The following is a 17,980-nucleotide window of genomic DNA, read 5'->3' on the forward strand; positions in this document are numbered from 1 at the left end:
TATTCTTTTTTCACGCAATGGTTATGCCACCGTCTGGTGCTATCTTGGTGTAACGGTTCTGCCCCACTCCCTTTTGATCAACAGGACATCCACCATGACTGACCAACCCGTGCTGACCTCCGTGGATGATGGCGTTCTCACCATCACCCTCAATCGCCCTGACAAGCGCAATGCCGTGGACCGCCCCACCGCCAGTGCGCTGCGCCGGGCGTTTACCGAATTCGAGGAAAACCGTGCTTTAAAAGTAGCGGTTCTTTGCGGTGCCGGTGGAAACTTTTGCGCCGGCGCGGACCTGGCAGCCATGGACGACCCCGAGCGCCGCAACGAGATCGATCCCCACGGCACCGGCCACGGACCGATGGGCCCCACCCGCATGACACTGAGCAAACCGGTGATTGCGGCGGTCTCCGGTTATGCCGTGGCTGGGGGGCTGGAACTGGCATTGATGTGTGATCTGCGGGTGGTCGAAAAATCCGCGGTGTTCGGTGTGTTTTGCCGGCGCTGGGGCGTGCCGCTGATCGATGGTGGCACCGTACGACTGCCAAGAGTCGTCGGCCACGGCCGCGCCATGGACATGATCCTGACCGGCCGGCCGGTGCAGGCCGAGGAAGCCCTTGCCATGGGTCTGGCCAACCGGGTGGTTGATGATGGGAAGGCATTGGACAGCGCCCGGACTCTTGCCCGTGAACTGGCCGCGTTTCCCCAGCGCTGCCTGCTGGCAGACCGGGCCTCGGCCCTGCGCCAGTGGGATCTGGAACTGCACAACGCACTGGTTGCCGAGGGAGCCGCGGGGTACCCTGTAGTTTTTGAGGAGTCCATTGAAGGCGCAAAAAGGTTCAAGAACGGTGCCGGTCGTCACGGTCAGTTCTGAAACTGACCTTCCACCCACATCGCCAGGCGGATACCCATACATGAGGCTGGTCTGTATTTCCGACACCCACAGCATGCATCGACAGATTGACGTGCCCGAGGGAGACATCCTGATCCATTCCGGCGATTGCCTCGGCGTGGGGACGCTGGAGGAGCTGGAAGACCTCGATGACTGGCTTGCGGAACAACCCCACACTCACAAGATTCTGATCGCTGGCAATCACGACTGGTGTTTCCAGGACGAACCCCAGGACGCCCGTGCCCTGGTGCGCCACGCCCACTATCTGCAGGACACAGGGCTGGAGCTGGCCGGCCTTAAATTCTGGGGCAGCCCGTGGACCCCGGTGTTCTTCAACTGGGCGTTCAATCTGGACCGTGGCCCGGCCATGGCCGAGCGCTGGTCCCGGATTCCCCGTGACACCGATGTGCTGATTACCCACGGCCCGCCCGCCGGCATCCTGGATGCCGTTCCGACCGGCACCGGTTTTCAGAGTGTCGGCTGTAACGATCTTGCCGACACGGTTGAAAGCCTGAACCTCAGGCTCCATATTTTCGGGCACATTCATGAGAGCTTTGGTCAGCACCAGATCGGCCAGTGCCTTTACGTGAATGCGAGCACCTGTACCGGCGCCTTCAAACCGCTGAATCCACCCATCGTGATCGACCTGTAAACCCCAGGCCCGATGCCACCGGAGCACACCATGCCGCAACGCCCGCCCCTTTCGCTGCTGGAACTGGCCTCCGTCCGTGAGGGTGATTCCGTAGGCACCACGCTGGCCAACAGCGTGGCCTTCGCCCAGCACGCCGAAAAGCTGGGGTTCAGCCGCTTCTGGCTGGCCGAACATCACAATATGGAGGGCATCAGCAGTTCGGCCACCTCGGTGTTGATCGGCCACATTGCGGGCAAAACCGAGCGGCTGCGGGTCGGTTCCGGCGGGGTGATGCTGCCGAATCATCCGCCACTGGTCATTGCCGAGCAGTTCGGCACCCTGGAGAGCCTCTACCCCGGGCGCATTGATCTCGGCCTCGGACGCGCACCCGGCACCGACCCGATCACCAGCCGGGCGTTGCGGCGTGACGGACTCGGGGCCGAGCAGTTCCCGGAAGACGTCGCCCGCCTGCAGACTCTGCTGGGGCCGCTGCAGCCCGGGCAGCCGGTCAAAGCGATTCCCGGTGCCGGCACCCACGTGCCGATCTGGCTCCTCGGATCCAGCCTCTACAGTGCCCAGTTGGCAGCCATGCGGGGCCTGCCCTACGCCTTCGCCGGTCACTTTGCACCGCGGCTGTATCGTGAGGCGTTGAAGGTCTACCGCGATCATTTCCAGCCCTCGGAACAGCTACAGGAACCTTACGCCATGCTGTCTGTTCCGGCCGTCGTCGCCGATACCGACGAGGAAGCCCGATGGCTGGCAACCACCAGCTACCAGCGCATTCTGGCGCTGTTCCGGGGCCAACCGCTGTGGATGAAGCCGCCGGTGGACACCATGGCCGGCCTGTGGAATGCAGGTGAGGAAGCCAGTGTGCGGGACTTTCTGTCGTTGCAGATTCTCGGTGGCCCGGCGTCAGCAAAACAGCAACTGGACCGGTTACTGAGCACGATCGAGGTGGATGAGCTGATGTTTACCGTTGACATTTACGACCCGCAGAAAAGACGTCACGCCCTGGATATCCTGAGACGGGCCTGATCGCTACAGCAGCTCTTCGATCGCGGAGGTCAGCCGGGTATCCTGCGGGCGCACCTGGCTGGGGAAAGACGCCACTACGTTACCTTCCCGATCAAGCAGGTACTTGGTGAAGTTCCAGCGTGGCGGCTGGCTCTGGGCGTTGATGGCGCTGAACACCGGATTGGCGTCGGCGCCGGTGACGGCACCCGGGGCAATCATCGTGAAAGTGACACCGAAGTTCACGAAGCACACCTTGGCGGCTTCCTCCTCGCTGTCAGCCTCCTGACGAAAATCATCGCTGGCAAAGCCGACCACCACCAGCCCTTCCTCCCGGTACCGATTGTGCAACGCCTCGAGCCCTTCGAATTGTCCGGTAAAACCGCATCGGCTGGCGGTGTTGACCACCAGCATCGGCTTACCGGCCGCCACATCGCACAGGTTCACGGTGTCACGGGAATGCAGTTTGCGCTGATCATGATCGAGAAACGCGGGGCATTCGCGTTGCTGCGGTTCTGCACCAACGGCTATGCCTGGCGCCAAGAACACCAGTGCTGTCAACCAACCCGATAACCTGACCATGACCGTTCCTGCCTGCTGCTGTGATAAGTCTGAAGTGTTACGGGGACACGATGAAAACAGGTCACAGCCCGCTGTCTGGACATCGCTGGCGGGCAGCAGCATGATGCCTGAACATCGTATCTCGTCTGAAACAGGGACCTTTAGCCATGACTCAGCGCACCACCCACGTTTTCCTGTCCCATGGCCTGGAGAGTGGTCCGGGGAGCACCAAGATCCAGGCCATGAAAGCTGCGGCAGAGGACGTTCCCGGGGTGATCGCCGAGGCGGTCGACCATCGCAGCAGCAAGGATCCGGCAACCCGGCTGGCACAAATGCGTCACGCCATGGCGCAGGCTGGAGCCGTTCCGCAGCGCACCATTCTCGCCGGCTCCAGCATGGGCGGCTGGGTGTGTGCGCAAACCAGCTCCGAGCAACCTGTGCTCGGCTGCTTTTTGCTCGCCCCGGCACTGGCTCTGCCCGATTACCCCCAGTCCAGCCCGAGGATTGTTGCCGACCACGCACAGATCATTCACGGCTGGGACGACGACGTGGTCCCGGTGATGCCGGTAATTGCCCTGGCACAACAACAGGCACTGCCCATTCTGATGCTGGCCGATGGCCACCGCCTGGAGCACAGCCTTGACCGGGTCGTGGCTGAATTCCGCCAATTCCTGATCAGGGCTGGCGTGTAGCGACGAACTCCGCCAACGTCTCGCCCTCGGAGTTCAGCAGATGCAAGCGGCGCGCACCCATCTGAACCCCGGCGGTGCTGGCCATGGCGGCAAACAGTGCCCGCTCCGGATTGTCCCTGTTCTGACAGGCACGGCGGGTGCTCGCCATACTGCTGAAGACAAGATTGCGGTTGTTGATCACTTCGTACTCGCCGCGAAACGCGTTGCAGCCACCAAAGCCGTTCACCACACCATCGTCCCGTAAAATCAGGTGAGCTTCGCTGGCCGCATCGGAGTCGGCCACCGGTTCACCCGCCACCGCATGCAATTGCCAGTAAGTGTTCGTCAGCGGCACTTCCGCCTCAAAGCCCCCCTCTCCGGGCATCGGCTGAGACACGCAGCCGGTGAGCAGGACGAGTCCCACAACAGCCACCAGCCCGCGGGCGCGATTCCAGAATGTATCCATGAGTCCATCCTCCACTGTGTGCGCATTATCCAATGCGATAGCAATCAACGAGGCGACCGGTCGCACCAAAACGCTACGTACCGCACCACCAGAGCGCGCCATGATGCGGCCCGCCAAAACCATTTTAAAGTGTGACTTACCAGCCGGCTAAATTGGCCAATTTCTTGCGAAACTCGGTTTGATTTGCCAGTCTTTAATAATGTAACAAGAAATTACAGCGAAAAAATCAAACGGAGACAACACGATGAGCAGCTTGAGTAAATTCAGAAAACTGGCCGGTGTATCCGCGATCGCTTTCGCAGCCCTGACCGCGGCGAACTCGGTGAACGCCGCCAACTGGCGCTATGCCCACGAGGAATACGAGGGTGATGTCCAGGATGTCTTCGCCTACAAATTCAAAGAATACATTGAGGAAAACTCCGACCACACCCTGCAGATTTTCCGTTTCGGGGAACTCGGTGAGTCTGACGACATCATGGAACAGACCCAGGCCGGCATTCTCAATTTCGTCAATCAGTCGCCGGGCTTCACCGGTTCGCTGATTCCGGAAGCGCAGATTTTCTTCATTCCCTATCTGATGCCGACCAACATGGAAACGGTGATCAAATTCTTCCGTGAGAGTGAAGCGATCAACGAGGACTTCCCGGAACTCTATGCCGAGAAGGGCCTTGAGCTTCTGCAGATGTATCCGGAAGGTGAGATGGTCGTCACTGTCGATGAGCCGGTCACCAGCCCCGAGGATTTCAACAACAAGAAGATCCGGGTCATGACCAACCCGCTGTTGTCCGAGACCTATTCCGCCTTCGGTGCCACCCCCACCCCCCTGCCCTGGGGCGAAGTGTACGGTGCACTGCAGACCAACATGATCCAGGGTCAGGAAAACCCGATCTTCTGGATCGAGTCCGGTGGTTTGTACGAAGTGTCTCCAAACCTGGTATTCACCAGCCACGGTTGGTTCACCACCGCCATGATGGCCAACCAGAACTTTTACGCAGGCCTGTCCGATGAAGACAAAAAGCTGGTTCAGGACGCTGCCGACTTTGCCTTCGAAGAAATCATTGTGCACATCGACGGGCTTGCCGATGAGGCTCTGGGGAAAATCCAGAAAGCCAGTGACGAGGTCACGGTGACCCGCCTGAATGATGAGCAGATCGCCTCTTTCAAGGCCCGTGCGCCGCAGGTGGAAGAAAAGTTCATCGAGATGACCGGAGAGCGCGGCAAGGAACTGCTGGCCCAATTCAAGGAAGATCTTGAAGAAGTGCAAAGCGACGACTGAACCTCGCCATCCATTCCCGCCGGTACGCCGGCGGGAATCCGTTTCACCCCGCCCCGCCGGGGACCTCCTTCCGGCCGGGAGCGACATGTTCTGGAGCAGAACCCATGTCCGAGAAATCCCCGGAGATAGAAGACGACACCGGTAGCTACGAGTCCGGCTTGCCCGGGTTTCTGGGAACCATTGATGTGTTCATCAGCAAGGTAGAGGCTGTCATGCTGGCGGCTGGCGTGATCCTGATGGCGATCAATACCTGTATCAATGTAATCGCACGTTTTGTCTTTGGCGAAGGCCTGTTCTTTTCCGGAGAAATCAACCGCATCCTCATTATCCTGATCACCTTTGCCGGCATTGGCTACGCAGCCCGGCACGGTCGACACATTCGCATGTCAGCGGTGTACGACGCCATACCGGCCAAAGGCCGCAAGGTTCTGATGATATTTATTGCCCTGTTCACGTCGGTGGTCATGTTTTTTCTCTGCTATCACGCGTTTGGTTACGTGGAAACGCTGCACAGCCGTGGCCGCATCCTCCCAGCACTCGGGTTCGAAATCTGGTGGATCTACGTCTGGGCGCCGATCGGCTTCGCCATTACCGGGATCCAGTATTTGCTGACCGCGGTCAAAAACATCACCAGTGATGACGTCTATCTCTCAACTGGCGTGGTTGATGGCTATGCAGACACCGAATCGGAAGTCTGACCCCCGCAGACTCAAATCAGAAAGGATAAAAACATGGCAACTATAATGATGCTGGTCATGGTCGGGTTGTTGCTGCTGGGCTTCCCGATGATGGTCCCACTGATCACCGGTGCAGTGGTCGGGTTTGTAATGATGTTTGATGGTTTCGGTCAGATGGGCACCTTCATTCAGCAGATGATGGGGGGTATCCGGCCGGCCTCGCTGATCGCGGTCCCCATGTTCATCCTCGCCGCTGACATCATGACCCGAGGCCAGTCCGCAGATCGCCTGATCAATATGGTCATGGCCTTTATCGGTCACTTCAAAGGCGGCCTCGCGATCAGTACCGCCACGTCCTGCACACTGTTCGGCGCGGTGTCCGGTTCTACCCAGGCTACCGTTGTCGCTGTGGGTTCGCCGCTACGGCCGAAAATGCTGAAAGCGGGTTACTCCGATCCGTTCACCCTGGCATTGATTATCAACTCCAGCGACATTGCCTTCCTGATTCCACCCAGCATCGGCATGATCATCTACGGGGTGGTGTCCGGCACCTCCATTGCCGAACTGTTTATTGCCGGCATCGGACCCGGCGTGCTGATCCTGTTGATGTTCTCTGCTTACTGCCTGATCTACGCCTATAAGAACAACGTGCCAACGGAGGACAAGGCGACCTGGACGCAACGGGCCGTGTCCGTCCGGGATGCTCTCTGGCCGCTCTTCTTCCCGGTCATTATCGTTGGCGGTATTTACGGCGGCATTTTCAGCCCCACGGAAGCGGCCGCGGTGTGTGTGCTGTATGCCTTCCTGCTGGAATTTGTGGTTTTCCGTTCCCTGAAACTGCCTGACATCTACCGCATCGCCAAATCCACCGGCCTGATCACGGCGGTGGTCTTCATTCTGGTCGCGGTCGGCAATGGCTTTTCCTGGATCATCTCCTTTGCCCAGATTCCCCAGGCGATCCTGGAATCCGTCGGGGTCAATGATGCCGGTCCCGTAGGCGTGCTGGTCGCGATCTGTATCGCCTTCTTCATCGCCTGTATGTTCGTTGATCCGATCGTGGTCATACTCATTCTGACGCCGATCTTTGCTCCCGCCATTCAGTCCACCGGGCTCGACCCGGTACTGGTGGGCGTGCTGATCACGCTGCAGGTGGCCATCGGCTCGGCGACGCCACCGTTTGGTTGCGATATTTTCACCGCCATCGCCATTTTCAAGCGCCCCTACCTGGAGGTGATCCGGGGCACACCTCCGTTCATTTTCATGTTGGTGACCGCGGCCGGGCTGATCATCGCCTTCCCGGACATTGCCTTGTTCCTGAGGGATCTTGCCTTCCGGGATTGACGGGGATAGGGCCATAGCCAATTGGAGAAAGCCATGTTCAAGAAAATGCTGGTTGCTGTGGACGGTTCGAAAACCTCGCTCAAAGCGCTGGACAAAGCCATTGCGCTGCAGAAACTGATGCCGGATGCAGAGATTTATATACTCTGCGTGTTCAAGCATCACAGCCTGTTCGAAGCGTCATTGTCCATCGAACGCCCGGTTGAGCTCGACATTCCCGACAAAGTGCTCTCGGATTACGCCAAAGGCGTGGTCAACCACGCCAAGGACCTTGCAAAGGACCATGGAGCCACCAAAGTGCGAGGCTTCGTCAAAGGCGGCCGCCCGTCCAAGGTGATCGTCAAATTCGCAGAGGACAAAGAGGCGGATCTGATCGTGGTAGGCACCCGCGGCACCCACAGCGACAAAGACGGCATGCTGCTGGGCAGCGTGTCACACCGGGTCGCTTCCCATGCCAAATGCCCGGTACTGGTGGTGTAGCGGGGCCCGATAGCCCACTCGTAACACAGACGTCACACTGACGCGGTAGAAACGGTCCGACATGTGTTTTTGGAGCTGTATCAATGTCGGATCGTTCATCTCTGCTGGTGGAAAAACTCTGGCGCCTCAAGCGCCTGATAGACAAGGGCGAATGCCCCGGTGTGTCTTTTGTTCATCTGAATAATCTGTTGCGGGAACCGGGGTACCGGAGCGATGTCCTGCGTCGTGTTGAGGGCGCCGGCTCCGAGAAACTGAAGCGACTGGCGGAGGAGATCCGTGCCGAAGACACCGGCGCACCCCTGATGGCAACTGCCACCACTTCAACTGCGCAAATCACCCCCCCCGAGTCAACGACGCGCGATCACTCCTGGTTCCGCCGCAATCTGGTCTGGATGGCGCCCGGCGCTGTCGCCGGTGTTATCGCAATCGTCGGGTTCACCGCTTTTGAGCCTCAGACGGTCCGCGTGCATGAAGACATCATTGCCAACACGGTGTGGGAGTCCGGAAAATCCTACATTCTCGAAAAACCGATTTTCGTCGAAAATGCCCAACTCACCATTGAGAGCGGCGTCACCGTGAAAGGCAACAATGGTTCGGCCTTGATTGTGAACAGCGGCAGCAAGCTGTTTTCCCGCGGTCGCCCGGACAGCCCGGTCGTCTTTACCAGCAATCAGCCTGAAGGGAAGCGTTCACGAGGCGATTGGGGCGGGGTGGTCGTTCTCGGCAAAGCACCGGTTAACCAGCCCGGCGCGTCAATCGAGGGCGTTTCGGAACAGGACGCACGTGGTCAATTTGGCGGCAAGGATCCGCGCCACAGTTGCGGGGTCATCGAGTACACCCGAATCGAATTCGCGGGCTTCGAGGTTTACCAGAACAATGAACTCAACGGCCTGACCCTGGGTGGCTGCGGCAGTGACACCATCGTCCGCAATGTTCAGGTCCACCGGGCCCTGGACGATGGCATCGAGATGTTTGGGGGCTCCGTCGACCTCAAGAACATTGTGGTCACCGGCGCTGCGGACGACAGCATAGACTGGGACTGGGGCTGGACCGGGCGGGTTCAGTTCCTTGTTGTGCAGCAGCACAGTGACGTGGGTGACAATGCCTTCGAGGGGGACAACAACGGCAACGATCATCAGGCCTTGCCGCGCTCCGAGCCGGTGTTCTACAACGTGACCCTGGCTGGAACCGGGCAAACCGCCACAACCCACCGCGGCACGGTGCTTCGCGAGGGTACCGGCGGGCACTTCCACAACATGATCGTGGACAGTTTTGGTATCGAGGCCGTCGACCTGAGGGACGAAGTTGCGACCCTGGTCAACAATGGCACCCTCACGTTCTCCCACAACATGATTGCCAACACCGGCAACCTCGGCAGAGACTCTGACGAATCCGGCAGCGGCAACGACGATTTCGGCTTCAGCGAGAATCGCTGGCTGACGGATGCCCGCAACGGTAACGCCAGACGCCTCGACAGTGCCCTGCACGTTACCGCCCGCGACCCGGTCAATCCGAACTTCTTTTCCCGCGGCCAGGTCAGACAAATGGCGGCAAAAACGCCTCCGAAATCGGAATTCTTCGATGAGTCTGCCTCCTGGGTTGGCGCCCTCAACCCACGCCTGCAAAGCAGCTGGTTAACCGGCTGGACCGCCTTCCCTTCGCACTGATGAACCACGCGCGGATGCCATGGCCGGCGCCTATGTTCTGGTTGCGCTGGGCATTATGGCCATCAACATCACCGAGGTGCCGGGCATTCTGATGTTGATTGTGAAAAGCGCCCTGGGGCTCGAGGAAGCGGCCGGCGGCGCGGCCGGCTCCGTCACTGCCGCCATGCTGAACGGCATCAAACGGGGGCTGTTTTCCAACGAGGCCGGCATGGGCTCAGCGCCGAACATTGCAGCGACCGCCACGCCGGCACCTCATCACCCATCATCCCAGGGTCTGGTCCAGGCTTTCGGGGTGTTCGTCGACACCATCATCATCTGTACCGCCACCGCGGTCATGATTCTGCTCTCCGGCGTGCTGGAACCGGGTTCCGGCGTCACCGGTACGCAACTGACCCAGGAGGCAATGGAAGCCCACCTTGGCGATTTCGGTGGTTACTTCATTGCCGTGGCCATTCTGTTCTTTGCTTTTACATCCATCGTGGCCAACTACACCTACGCGGAAAATGCGCTCTATTATCTGAAAGGTGGCAATACGCTCGGCGTAACGGTCCTGCGTCTGGCGGCACTGGGCATGGTGATCTGGGGCGGTTACGAGGCCGTCATTACCGTGTTCAATACCGCTGACGCCTCCATGGGGCTGATGGCAGCGATCAACCTGGTGGCCATTGTGCTGCTCTCGGGCACGGTGGTGAAGCTGACCCGGGATTACCTCGCCCAGCGCAAGCAAGGCGCGGTGCCGCACTTCCGTTCGAAGGATTATCCGGAGCTGCACGAGAAAATCGACAGCGATATCTGGCACTGAGGTCATCCATCTGCCCGCCGTCACTCCAGACGGGCGGGCAGGTCTGTCGGACACGCCTCAATCCGGTCGCGACCACCTTCCTTGGCTTTGTAGAGCGCGCTATCGGCGAGCCCCAGCAGAGCGTCCGGATTGTGCGCGCATTCGGGCCAGGCAGCCACACCAACCGAGAGAGTAACGCAACCCAGGCTCCTGCTACCGTGCTGTACCGGCGTCGTCCGCAACACCCGGCAAAGGCGCTCGGCTTTGTCCCGCGCACTCGCCAAACTGGCGCCTGGCATGATCACCACAAATTCTTCACCGCCAAAGCGGCAGACCACGTCGCTGTCACGGAACTGCTGCAACAGCACGCAGGCAACGGTTTTCAGAGCGCTGTCGCCGGCCTCGTGGCCATGGGTATCATTGAAGCGTTTGAAATGGTCGATATCCACGATCAACAACGCCAGGGGCACTTTGCTGCGCTCGGCCACCGCACCTTCATGCTCCAGTAACTGATTGAAGTAACGCCGATTCTTGAGCCCGGTCAGCGCATCTTCGTAGGAGTACTTCTGGAGTTCCTCATGCAGACTGATGCTGGACAGGGTAATGCTGATGCGTTGCATGCCCTGATCCAGCGCGTGAAACAGGCGGGCCGCTCCGTAATCAGCGCCCTCGGAAGAGAAATCATCAGGAATCTCCACCATCAGTAACCCGAGCGTCAGCATACCCTCACTGGCGGACTGGACATCCAGGTACAGGCACACCGAGCCCTTCAGTCCGGCGCGTTTGTCGTCTTCGTAATCCTCCGGGAATGTCCGGTATCTTGAGGGCAGCGTTGTTGCCTCCGGGACGCCCTCGGTGGTGTCGAGGATCAGGGCAAAATCCGGAATTTCCCGGGCATAACCCCAGTAGTTCAAACGCTCGTACGCCCTGCCGTCATCCACCCGCTGGTAAAGTGCGCCGCGCAGGGGGCTGCACAGATCCGGCATGACCCGGGACAGGTAATTGAACGCCTGATTCAGGCTGAGGCAGTCCTGCAAGCCGGCAATGATGTCGTTCAGCACCCGGTTCTTCTCGTTCTCGAAGGTCAGCAACCGGACCCGGGCCTGTTCGCGATGCACCAGAGATTCCGCTTTGCGGGTTCGCTCGGTGACCTGCTTTTCGAGAGAAACATTCAGGGTGTGAAGGGCGTGCTGATTGCGGGCATAGTGCACCAGCGAAATGATCACCACCGACAGCGAGAACGCCAGGGCGCCCCAGCTTACCGGCACCCGACCCCAGGGCAAAAAGCCGTGGGCAACGGCCATGTCCAGGATCAGCAACACACAGAAAATACCGTAGGTCAGCAAAATGATCTGCCGCTCTATCGCCAGATCCCGAAACCGCTTAATCACCACCACACTGATGGTAACCAGAGACACCAGGAACAACAGATCGAACGGCGGAAAAGTGGAGGACAGATTGATGGCGCCCACCGCGGACAGCCCCAGAGCCCCGGCCAGGTAGATAAAATGGACCTTCCACACCAGATTGATCAGCCACGGGCGTTGGTCGGCGAACCACTGTTCCAGCAGCAGCGCCATGGCCACCGGCAACAGGTAGTAAGACCCTGCCGCGAGGTAATCCCAGGCCAGCGGGGCATTCCAAACCAGCAGGCTGGCCTGGCTTTCCGCCACCAGCATGAGGCCCGATGAAAAGGCAAACAGGGCGATGCTGGCGAAGCTCTTTTTCTCAGCCTGGAGGATGGCGAAGAACAGTGCCAGCAGCCCGATCAGGGCGGAAAATCCGGCGATAATCAGCGCTTCCATGGAATTGCCAAGGATATAGAGCACCAGATCCGGCCGATCCATGACCGACACTTCCCCCCACAGGCCGATATCGGTGTAATTGGAAAACACGCGGAAATACAGCTCCTTGCCCTCGAAACCTTCCGGCAACGGGACCTCATGCCAGGGCCAGCCCTCAAACCGGCCCCGCCCTACCTCGTCAAATGTGCCGTGCTGGTATATCCGCTCTCCGTCCAGATATACCTGGACAATCAGGTCCACACTGAAGATGTACAGCACCGGCTCCTGCCAGTCACCGGGAGGAAGGGTCACCCGAAACCAGACGTTTTCACGCCCGGCCCGCCCGGGCGGATTGGAGGGGAAGCCGATTTGGTGCCATTGCCCCGGTGTTTCGTCTCGCACCCATTCCGGGACACCGGCGGGAGTAAAGGGAGAGTCGCCCCAGCGATATTCCCAGCCCTCGGTTACAGGCTGTGATGCAGCAAGCACCTGGCCAGACAGACAGAATGCCAGCAGGAGAGGGACGATCAGGCGTGGCAGGCTTGACGGTGGCATCAGCAAGGAGACCCTGAATAGGTTGGCGGTCTGCCCTGATTATAGACCACTCCCCGTTGATACGGCCCAAACGGACAATCCGCAAGGTGCACGGCGCGACAGACAAAAAAACGGAGGCCTCGGGCCTCCGCTCTTTGCAAACTAATACACGTTCGTGGCTGTTAGCGGCCGGATTTCAGCATCTCCCAATATTTTGCGTACACCTGCAAAGCATCGTCTCCGATATCCACCTGAAACTCGGCGTTTTCCATGTCCTCGGGTGTCGGATAGCTGGCGCGATTGCCCGCCACTGCATCGTCCAGCAGCTCACGGCCTTCCAGATTCGGCGTCGCGTAGCCGATGTCCTCGCTGATCAGCGCTGAAATCTCGGGCTGCAATACAAAGCTGATGAACTGGTGGGCGGCGTCCGGATTGCGGGCATTCTTCGGAATCACAAAGCTGTCGAGCCAGGCGATGACCCCTTCCTCCGGGTACACGTATTCCAACGCGCCCATGGTGTCCTTGCCCATCACCGCCTCACCGTTCCAGATCATGCCCACATCGGTTTCGCCCTCCAGGTAGGGCATCCGTGGCGCATCGGAGTTGAACGTGCGCACGGACGGCATCAACTCCGACAGCTTCTTGTAGGCTTCCTCAATCTCCTTCGGGTTGGTGCTGTTGCCGGAATAACCCAGCACCCGCAGGCCCACATGGAACACTTCCCGCATGTCATTGGTGAGCATGACCCGACCCTCGAAGCGGTCATCCCACAGGTCCTGCCAGGCGTTTACCGGCTCACCCTCAACATCGGCGGTATCAACCGCGAGGCCAGTGGTGCCCCAGAGATAGGGAACGGAGAACTGGTTATCCGGATCGATGTCCAGGTTCACCAGCTCGGGGTCAAGCCGGTTGAAGCCCTCGATCTTGCTGCGGTCGATAGGCATCAGCAGGTCTTCCTGGCGCATCTTGCTGACGTAGTAGGTTGAGGGCACCGCCAGGTCGTAGGCGGCACTGTCGTCCAGCAACTTGAGGCGGGCATACATTGCCTCGTTGCTGTCATAGGTGGTGTAGACAACCTCGACACCGGTCTCCTCGGTAAAGCGGTCCAGAACCTCCTGGGGCATGTACTCGGACCAGTTATAGAGGCTCAGAACCTGCGGCTCTTCAGAACTGCAGCCGGTCAGTCCCACAGCCAGCAAGCCGGCCAGCGCCAGTTTTTTCATCGTTTGCTCCTTATCAGAATCCATTGAGACAACATCAGCATGACCAGTGAAAACACCAGCAGCAAGGTGCCGAGGGCGTTCACCTCGGGTTTCAGGCCCACACGCACCATGGAATAGATGCGCAGCGGCAGAATCTCATAGCTGGGGCCACTCACGAAGGTGCTGACCACCACATCGTCGAGAGACAGTGTAAACCCCAGCAGCCAGCCTGCCAGTAACGCCGGCATGATCACCGGTATCAGCACGGTGCGGGTCATGGTGAAATCGGACGCGCCAAGATCCCGCGCTGCCTCCGGCAGGCTGTCGTCAAACCCGCTCAGGCGGGCCATCACGGTGATCACCACAAACGGCAGGCAGAAGGTCACGTGCGCCAGCAACAGGGACACGTAGCCCAGTTGCAGGCCGACCAGCAAAAACAGCGCCAGCAGGGAAATCGCCAGCACAATCTCCGGCGACATCATCACCACAAACAGCATGCCGTTCAGCAGCTTCTTGCCCCGAAACCGGTAACGATGCAACGCCAGGGCGGTCAGCGCACCGATCACCGTGGAAACCGTGGCCGCCGACAGCGCCAGCCAGATCGAATTCCACATAGCCGCTACCATGGCGCGGTTATTGAAAAGCGCCTCGTACCAGCGCAGGCTCAGCCCTTCCCAGGCATATCCGGTACGGGATTCATTGAACGAGAACACCACCAGCACCACGATCGGCACGTAGAGCAGGATATAAACCAGCGTAAGGTAGGTGCGCGGCAACCATCGGTGTGTCACGGGCCTTCCTCGCCAAGGCGCCGCTTACTGAGACGGTGGGCGAACATCAGAAACGCCATGGCCACCGTCAGCACGATGCTGGCGGCCGCACCGAACGGCCAGTTGCGGGCATCAAGAAACTGGTTCTTGATGACATTACCCACCAGCAGATGGCGCGAGCCGCCAAGGATGTCCGGTACAAAGAACAGACCCATGGCCGGCAGCAGCACCAGCATCACGCCCGCCAGCACGCCCGGCAGCGTAAGCGGCACGATCACGTGAATGAAAGTGGACAGGCGCCCTGCCCCCAGGTCGTGGGACGCCAGCAACACTTCCTGCTTCAGGTCATCAAACACCGAGTACAGGGGCAGAATCATGAACGGCAACAACAGGTACACCAGTCCGACAATCACCGCACCTTCGGTATACAGCAGCTGCAACGGCTCATCGATGAGCCCCAGGGACATCAACCCGTTGTTCAGCAGTCCGTTGGTGGCGAGGATCAGTTTGAGGGCGTAAGTGCGCACCAGCGAATTGGTCCAGAAGGGCACAATGAGCAGGAAAATCAGCAACAGCTGCCGTTGCTTGCCCACCCTGGACAATGCCCAGGCAAAAGGATAGCCAATCAGCAGGCACACCAGCGTGGTCATCGCCGCCATGAAGAGCGAATGGAGAAACACCTCCAGGTAGAGAGGATCAAACAGCTGGCGGTAGGCGTCCAGATTCAGAGGCAGCGACAGAAACGACACCGGATCCCGTGTCGTCACACTGGCGCCGACCACCAGCAGATTCGGGGCCAGCACCAGGAACAGCAGCCAGCCCCAGACCAGGACCAGCACCGCGGTTTTGAACGGCTGCTGCCGCACGCTATGCATCGGCCGTCCATTCCCCGTCCGGCACCGCCTTACCAACTTCTTCCGGCAGCAGCCATTCCCAGCCATCGACCCAGCTCACCTTGACCGGCTCGCCCAGGCGGTAATCGAATGCCGGGTCATCCTCGTCAAAAAATTCGCTGGCCAGCACCTCGGTACCATCGTCCAGGTGAATGACCGAATCCAGGGTGCTGCCCTTGTAATTCCGCTCCACCACTTTGCCAGACAGACCATGATCGGCGTTCGATTCCAGCACACGAATGTCTTCAGGGCGCAGCAGCACGTGTACGCTTTGACCATCAGCCACGGAAAAATCCGGTCTGCGCAGGGTTCTGTGCACACCGAACACGTCCACGGTGATTGCGCTGTCGGTTATCTGCTTCAGGCGCCCGGGGAACAAATTGGTTTCCCCCACAAAACGGGCGGTAAAGAGGTTGGCCGGGCGTTCATAGATTTCACGCGGCGTACCGAGTTGCTGAACCACACCGTCCTTCAGCACCACCACCCGGTCCGACATGGACAACGCCTCTTCCTGATCGTGGGTCACGAAAACGAACGTGATGCCCAGTTCCCGCTGCAAACGCTTGAGCTCCACTTGCATAGTGCGACGCAGTTTGTAATCCAGTGCAGACAGCGGCTCATCCAGCAGCAACAGCCGGGGCCGTTTGACCACCGCGCGGGCAATCGCCACACGCTGTTGCTGACCGCCCGATAACTGGTGGGGCTTGCGGCGGGCGTAGTCACCCAATTGCACCATGGCCAGGGCGTCTTCGACCCGCTCGCGGATTTCCTGTTTCGGCCGCTTTTCCATTTTCAGGCCGTAGGCGACGTTGTCGAAGACGGTCATGTGCGGGAACAGGGCGTAATGCTGGAAGACGGTGTTGAGCGGGCGATGTTCCGGAGGCGCATGGCTGATGTCGTTATCGCCAAGCAGGATACGACCGGCGTCAGCCTGCTCGAAACCCGCCATCAGGCGCAGCAATGTGGTTTTGCCACAACCGGACGGTCCCAGCAGCGTAATGAACTCGCCATCGTAGATGTCCAGATCCAGGCCATCGAGTACGGTTTTGTCTGCAAAAACCTTGCTGACGCCCTGCAATGACAGCAGTGTCTGTTTCATCGGCCCTGCCTCAATAATGAGCGGCCTATTTTTCCAGAAACCACTGCAAACAAAAAGGGCACAGCAGGCTTTTGTAAGCAGCCACTGCACCCTTTTCAGCAATCCCTGATCAGTCGGTAGCGATGCTGTTCAGATAGGCCTTGTCAGAGATGTTGGTCCATTTGCGCACCTTCCGCAGGTAGTCACGCTGGGAGGTGATGATTTCTTTCGCCAGCGGGTCGTTCTCCGCTTCCTGCGCCAGCAGCTTGTCGGTGGCCTCCCGCAACGCCTCGATCACCTCCGGAGGGAAAGTCTTGTGGGTCACATCGGGGTAGTCTTCCTTCATGCGGTCCCAGGCCTCCGCGCTCATGTGGGTGCTCTGGCTGTACATGTCGTAGGCCGCGGTACGCATGGCCACCCGCAGAATCTCCTGAAGGTCTTCGGGCAGGCTATCCCAGGTTTTCTGGTTGATCAGGAACTGAACCTCCGCCCCGGGTTCCTGCCAGCCGGAGTAGTAATAATCCGCGATCTGATGAAAGCCCATGGGCAGATCCAGTGCCGGCCCCACCCACTCCAGTGCATCAATGGTGCCGCGCTCGAGGGCGGTGTAGAGCTCGCCGGGTGGAATGTTGGTGACCGCCACACCGATTTCCGACATCACCTCGCCGGCAAACCCGGGGGTGCGCATTTTCAGCCCCTTCAGGTCCTCGAGGGAGTTGATCTCCTTGCGGAACCAACCGCCCATCTGATTGCCGGTATTGCCGCCGGGAAAAGACAACAGACCGTAGGGCTGGTAAACCTTTTCCATCAGCTCCATGCCACCGCCGTAGTAGAACCAGGCATACTGTTCAGGCGCCAGCATCCCGAACGGCACGGTGGTGAAGTACATGGCGTTGGGGATCGTGCCCTTATAGTAGTAGGAGGCGGTATGCCCCATGTCGTACTGACCCTGGCGCACCATGTCGAAGATCCCGAAGGGTGCCTTGTGTTTGTTGGAGGAATCAATACGGAACTTCAGGCGCCCGGCGGACATCTTCTCAGCCATGGCGGCCATGCTGCGGGGTGTATCCCCCAGGATCGGTGAATTGGGCCCCCAGGTCTCGGCCAGCCGTAGGGTGTAGGTCTTGTCTGCCATCAGTGAGGTGCTGACCATCGACAGCAGCAGCGCGATAGCCGCAAAATAGGATTTGCGGTGAGTAAGGGTTGGCATGGTGTTACCTGTTATCGGATAGGTTCCTGGAATCCCGACCATAGTAGCCCGCCAACTACCG

Annotated in this window: 18 protein-coding genes; 10 read left to right on the forward strand and 8 right to left on the reverse strand. The window is 59.4% G+C overall.

Annotated features, from left to right (window positions below; translation table 11 throughout):
• Nucleotides 1-94 precede the first annotated feature (94 nt).
• From R0125_RS10600 to R0125_RS10610, 3 genes are read left to right on the forward strand one after another with little or no spacing between them, the layout of a single operon-like run.
• On the forward strand, nucleotides 95-871 hold the full coding sequence (locus R0125_RS10600) for a crotonase/enoyl-CoA hydratase family protein (protein ID WP_317238143.1): 777 nt from the start codon (nucleotides 95-97) through the stop codon (nucleotides 869-871).
• A gap of 40 nt (nucleotides 872-911) precedes the next feature.
• Nucleotides 912-1,541: a metallophosphatase domain-containing protein gene (locus R0125_RS10605; protein WP_248183284.1), complete on the forward strand. Its 630-nt coding sequence runs from the start codon at nucleotides 912-914 to the stop codon at nucleotides 1,539-1,541.
• A 30-nt stretch (nucleotides 1,542-1,571) separates the two neighbouring features.
• Nucleotides 1,572-2,555, forward strand: a complete 984-nt coding sequence (locus R0125_RS10610; RefSeq protein WP_317238144.1) for an LLM class flavin-dependent oxidoreductase — start codon at nucleotides 1,572-1,574, stop codon at nucleotides 2,553-2,555.
• 3 nt (nucleotides 2,556-2,558) lie between these two features.
• On the opposite strand, the gene R0125_RS10615 is transcribed toward R0125_RS10610, so the two are convergent.
• Complete coding sequence (locus R0125_RS10615; RefSeq protein ID WP_317238145.1) at nucleotides 2,559-3,113, reverse strand: glutathione peroxidase; 555 nt, start codon at nucleotides 3,111-3,113, stop codon at nucleotides 2,559-2,561.
• A 146-nt stretch (nucleotides 3,114-3,259) separates the two neighbouring features.
• Here R0125_RS10615 and R0125_RS10620 point away from each other — a divergent pair, with 146 nt between their 5' ends.
• Nucleotides 3,260-3,784: a YqiA/YcfP family alpha/beta fold hydrolase gene (locus R0125_RS10620; protein ID WP_317238146.1), complete on the forward strand. Its 525-nt coding sequence runs from the start codon at nucleotides 3,260-3,262 to the stop codon at nucleotides 3,782-3,784.
• On the opposite strand, the gene R0125_RS10625 is transcribed toward R0125_RS10620, so the two are convergent.
• Complete coding sequence (locus R0125_RS10625) at nucleotides 3,768-4,229, reverse strand: META domain-containing protein (RefSeq protein WP_317238147.1); 462 nt, start codon at nucleotides 4,227-4,229, stop codon at nucleotides 3,768-3,770. The two genes, R0125_RS10620 and R0125_RS10625, sit on opposite strands and share 17 nt — an antisense overlap.
• A gap of 244 nt (nucleotides 4,230-4,473) precedes the next feature.
• Here R0125_RS10625 and dctP point away from each other — a divergent pair, with 244 nt between their 5' ends.
• From dctP to R0125_RS10655, 6 genes are all read left to right on the forward strand, one after another.
• Nucleotides 4,474-5,505: a TRAP transporter substrate-binding protein DctP gene (dctP, locus tag R0125_RS10630; RefSeq protein ID WP_248183276.1), complete on the forward strand. Its 1,032-nt coding sequence runs from the start codon at nucleotides 4,474-4,476 to the stop codon at nucleotides 5,503-5,505.
• A 104-nt stretch (nucleotides 5,506-5,609) separates the two neighbouring features.
• On the forward strand, nucleotides 5,610-6,203 hold the full coding sequence (locus R0125_RS10635; protein ID WP_248183274.1) for a TRAP transporter small permease: 594 nt from the start codon (nucleotides 5,610-5,612) through the stop codon (nucleotides 6,201-6,203).
• 33 nt (nucleotides 6,204-6,236) lie between these two features.
• On the forward strand, nucleotides 6,237-7,523 hold the full coding sequence (locus R0125_RS10640) for a TRAP transporter large permease (RefSeq protein WP_248183271.1): 1,287 nt from the start codon (nucleotides 6,237-6,239) through the stop codon (nucleotides 7,521-7,523).
• A 33-nt stretch (nucleotides 7,524-7,556) separates the two neighbouring features.
• A complete protein-coding gene (locus tag R0125_RS10645; RefSeq protein ID WP_248183270.1) occupies nucleotides 7,557-8,000 on the forward strand; it encodes a universal stress protein in 444 nt (147 codons plus the stop codon).
• 83 nt (nucleotides 8,001-8,083) lie between these two features.
• Nucleotides 8,084-9,667, forward strand: a complete 1,584-nt coding sequence (locus tag R0125_RS10650) for a hypothetical protein (protein ID WP_317238148.1) — start codon at nucleotides 8,084-8,086, stop codon at nucleotides 9,665-9,667.
• A 19-nt stretch (nucleotides 9,668-9,686) separates the two neighbouring features.
• Complete coding sequence (locus tag R0125_RS10655; RefSeq protein ID WP_317238149.1) at nucleotides 9,687-10,469, forward strand: alanine/glycine:cation symporter family protein; 783 nt, start codon at nucleotides 9,687-9,689, stop codon at nucleotides 10,467-10,469.
• 20 nt (nucleotides 10,470-10,489) lie between these two features.
• Here the strand turns inward: R0125_RS10655 and R0125_RS10660 are convergent, their stop codons facing one another.
• From R0125_RS10660 to R0125_RS10685, 6 genes are all read right to left on the reverse strand, one after another.
• Nucleotides 10,490-12,787 carry a diguanylate cyclase gene (locus R0125_RS10660; RefSeq protein WP_317238150.1) on the reverse strand — a complete coding sequence of 766 codons (2,298 nt, stop codon included), beginning with the start codon at nucleotides 12,785-12,787 and terminating at the stop codon, nucleotides 10,490-10,492.
• A 161-nt stretch (nucleotides 12,788-12,948) separates the two neighbouring features.
• Entirely contained in the window at nucleotides 12,949-13,989 is a 1,041-nt protein-coding gene (locus R0125_RS10665) for an extracellular solute-binding protein (protein ID WP_317238151.1), read from the reverse strand.
• A complete protein-coding gene (gene potC / locus R0125_RS10670; protein ID WP_248183262.1) occupies nucleotides 13,986-14,759 on the reverse strand; it encodes a spermidine/putrescine ABC transporter permease PotC in 774 nt (257 codons plus the stop codon). The genes R0125_RS10665 and potC overlap by 4 nt, the downstream gene beginning before the upstream one ends.
• Nucleotides 14,756-15,613, reverse strand: a complete 858-nt coding sequence (potB, locus tag R0125_RS10675) for a spermidine/putrescine ABC transporter permease PotB (protein ID WP_317238152.1) — start codon at nucleotides 15,611-15,613, stop codon at nucleotides 14,756-14,758. Before potB ends, potC begins: the two co-directional genes overlap by 4 nt.
• A complete protein-coding gene (gene potA, locus R0125_RS10680) occupies nucleotides 15,606-16,730 on the reverse strand; it encodes a spermidine/putrescine ABC transporter ATP-binding protein PotA (protein WP_317238153.1) in 1,125 nt (374 codons plus the stop codon). Before potA ends, potB begins: the two co-directional genes overlap by 8 nt.
• A 109-nt stretch (nucleotides 16,731-16,839) precedes the next feature.
• A complete protein-coding gene (locus R0125_RS10685) occupies nucleotides 16,840-17,919 on the reverse strand; it encodes a TRAP transporter substrate-binding protein (protein ID WP_317238154.1) in 1,080 nt (359 codons plus the stop codon).
• Nucleotides 17,920-17,980: the final 61 nt, after the last annotated feature.

Origin of the sequence: Marinobacter sp. M-5 (genome assembly GCF_032911545.1) — a bacterium.
Classification (GTDB): domain Bacteria; phylum Pseudomonadota; class Gammaproteobacteria; order Pseudomonadales; family Oleiphilaceae; genus Marinobacter; species Marinobacter goseongensis.

Excerpts from the sequence above, each read along its gene's own strand:
- R0125_RS10600 (WP_317238143.1), top strand. The coding sequence starts at position 95 with ATGACTGACCAACCCGTGCTGACCTCCGTGGATGATGGCGTTCTCACC.
- R0125_RS10605 (WP_248183284.1), top strand. The coding sequence starts at position 912 with ATGAGGCTGGTCTGTATTTCCGACACCCACAGCATGCATCGACAGATT.
- R0125_RS10610 (WP_317238144.1), top strand. The coding sequence starts at position 1,572 with ATGCCGCAACGCCCGCCCCTTTCGCTGCTGGAACTGGCCTCCGTCCGT.
- R0125_RS10615 (WP_317238145.1), bottom strand. The coding sequence starts at position 3,113 with ATGGTCAGGTTATCGGGTTGGTTGACAGCACTGGTGTTCTTGGCGCCA.
- R0125_RS10620 (WP_317238146.1), top strand. The coding sequence starts at position 3,260 with ATGACTCAGCGCACCACCCACGTTTTCCTGTCCCATGGCCTGGAGAGT.
- R0125_RS10625 (WP_317238147.1), bottom strand. The coding sequence starts at position 4,229 with ATGGATACATTCTGGAATCGCGCCCGCGGGCTGGTGGCTGTTGTGGGA.
- dctP (WP_248183276.1), top strand. The coding sequence starts at position 4,474 with ATGAGCAGCTTGAGTAAATTCAGAAAACTGGCCGGTGTATCCGCGATC.
- R0125_RS10635 (WP_248183274.1), top strand. The coding sequence starts at position 5,610 with ATGTCCGAGAAATCCCCGGAGATAGAAGACGACACCGGTAGCTACGAG.
- R0125_RS10640 (WP_248183271.1), top strand. The coding sequence starts at position 6,237 with ATGGCAACTATAATGATGCTGGTCATGGTCGGGTTGTTGCTGCTGGGC.
- R0125_RS10645 (WP_248183270.1), top strand. The coding sequence starts at position 7,557 with ATGTTCAAGAAAATGCTGGTTGCTGTGGACGGTTCGAAAACCTCGCTC.
- R0125_RS10650 (WP_317238148.1), top strand. The coding sequence starts at position 8,084 with ATGTCGGATCGTTCATCTCTGCTGGTGGAAAAACTCTGGCGCCTCAAG.
- R0125_RS10655 (WP_317238149.1), top strand. The coding sequence starts at position 9,687 with ATGGCCGGCGCCTATGTTCTGGTTGCGCTGGGCATTATGGCCATCAAC.
- R0125_RS10660 (WP_317238150.1), bottom strand. The coding sequence starts at position 12,787 with ATGCCACCGTCAAGCCTGCCACGCCTGATCGTCCCTCTCCTGCTGGCA.
- R0125_RS10665 (WP_317238151.1), bottom strand. The coding sequence starts at position 13,989 with ATGAAAAAACTGGCGCTGGCCGGCTTGCTGGCTGTGGGACTGACCGGC.
- potB (WP_317238152.1), bottom strand. The coding sequence starts at position 15,613 with ATGCATAGCGTGCGGCAGCAGCCGTTCAAAACCGCGGTGCTGGTCCTG.
- potA (WP_317238153.1), bottom strand. The coding sequence starts at position 16,730 with ATGAAACAGACACTGCTGTCATTGCAGGGCGTCAGCAAGGTTTTTGCA.
- R0125_RS10685 (WP_317238154.1), bottom strand. The coding sequence starts at position 17,919 with ATGCCAACCCTTACTCACCGCAAATCCTATTTTGCGGCTATCGCGCTG.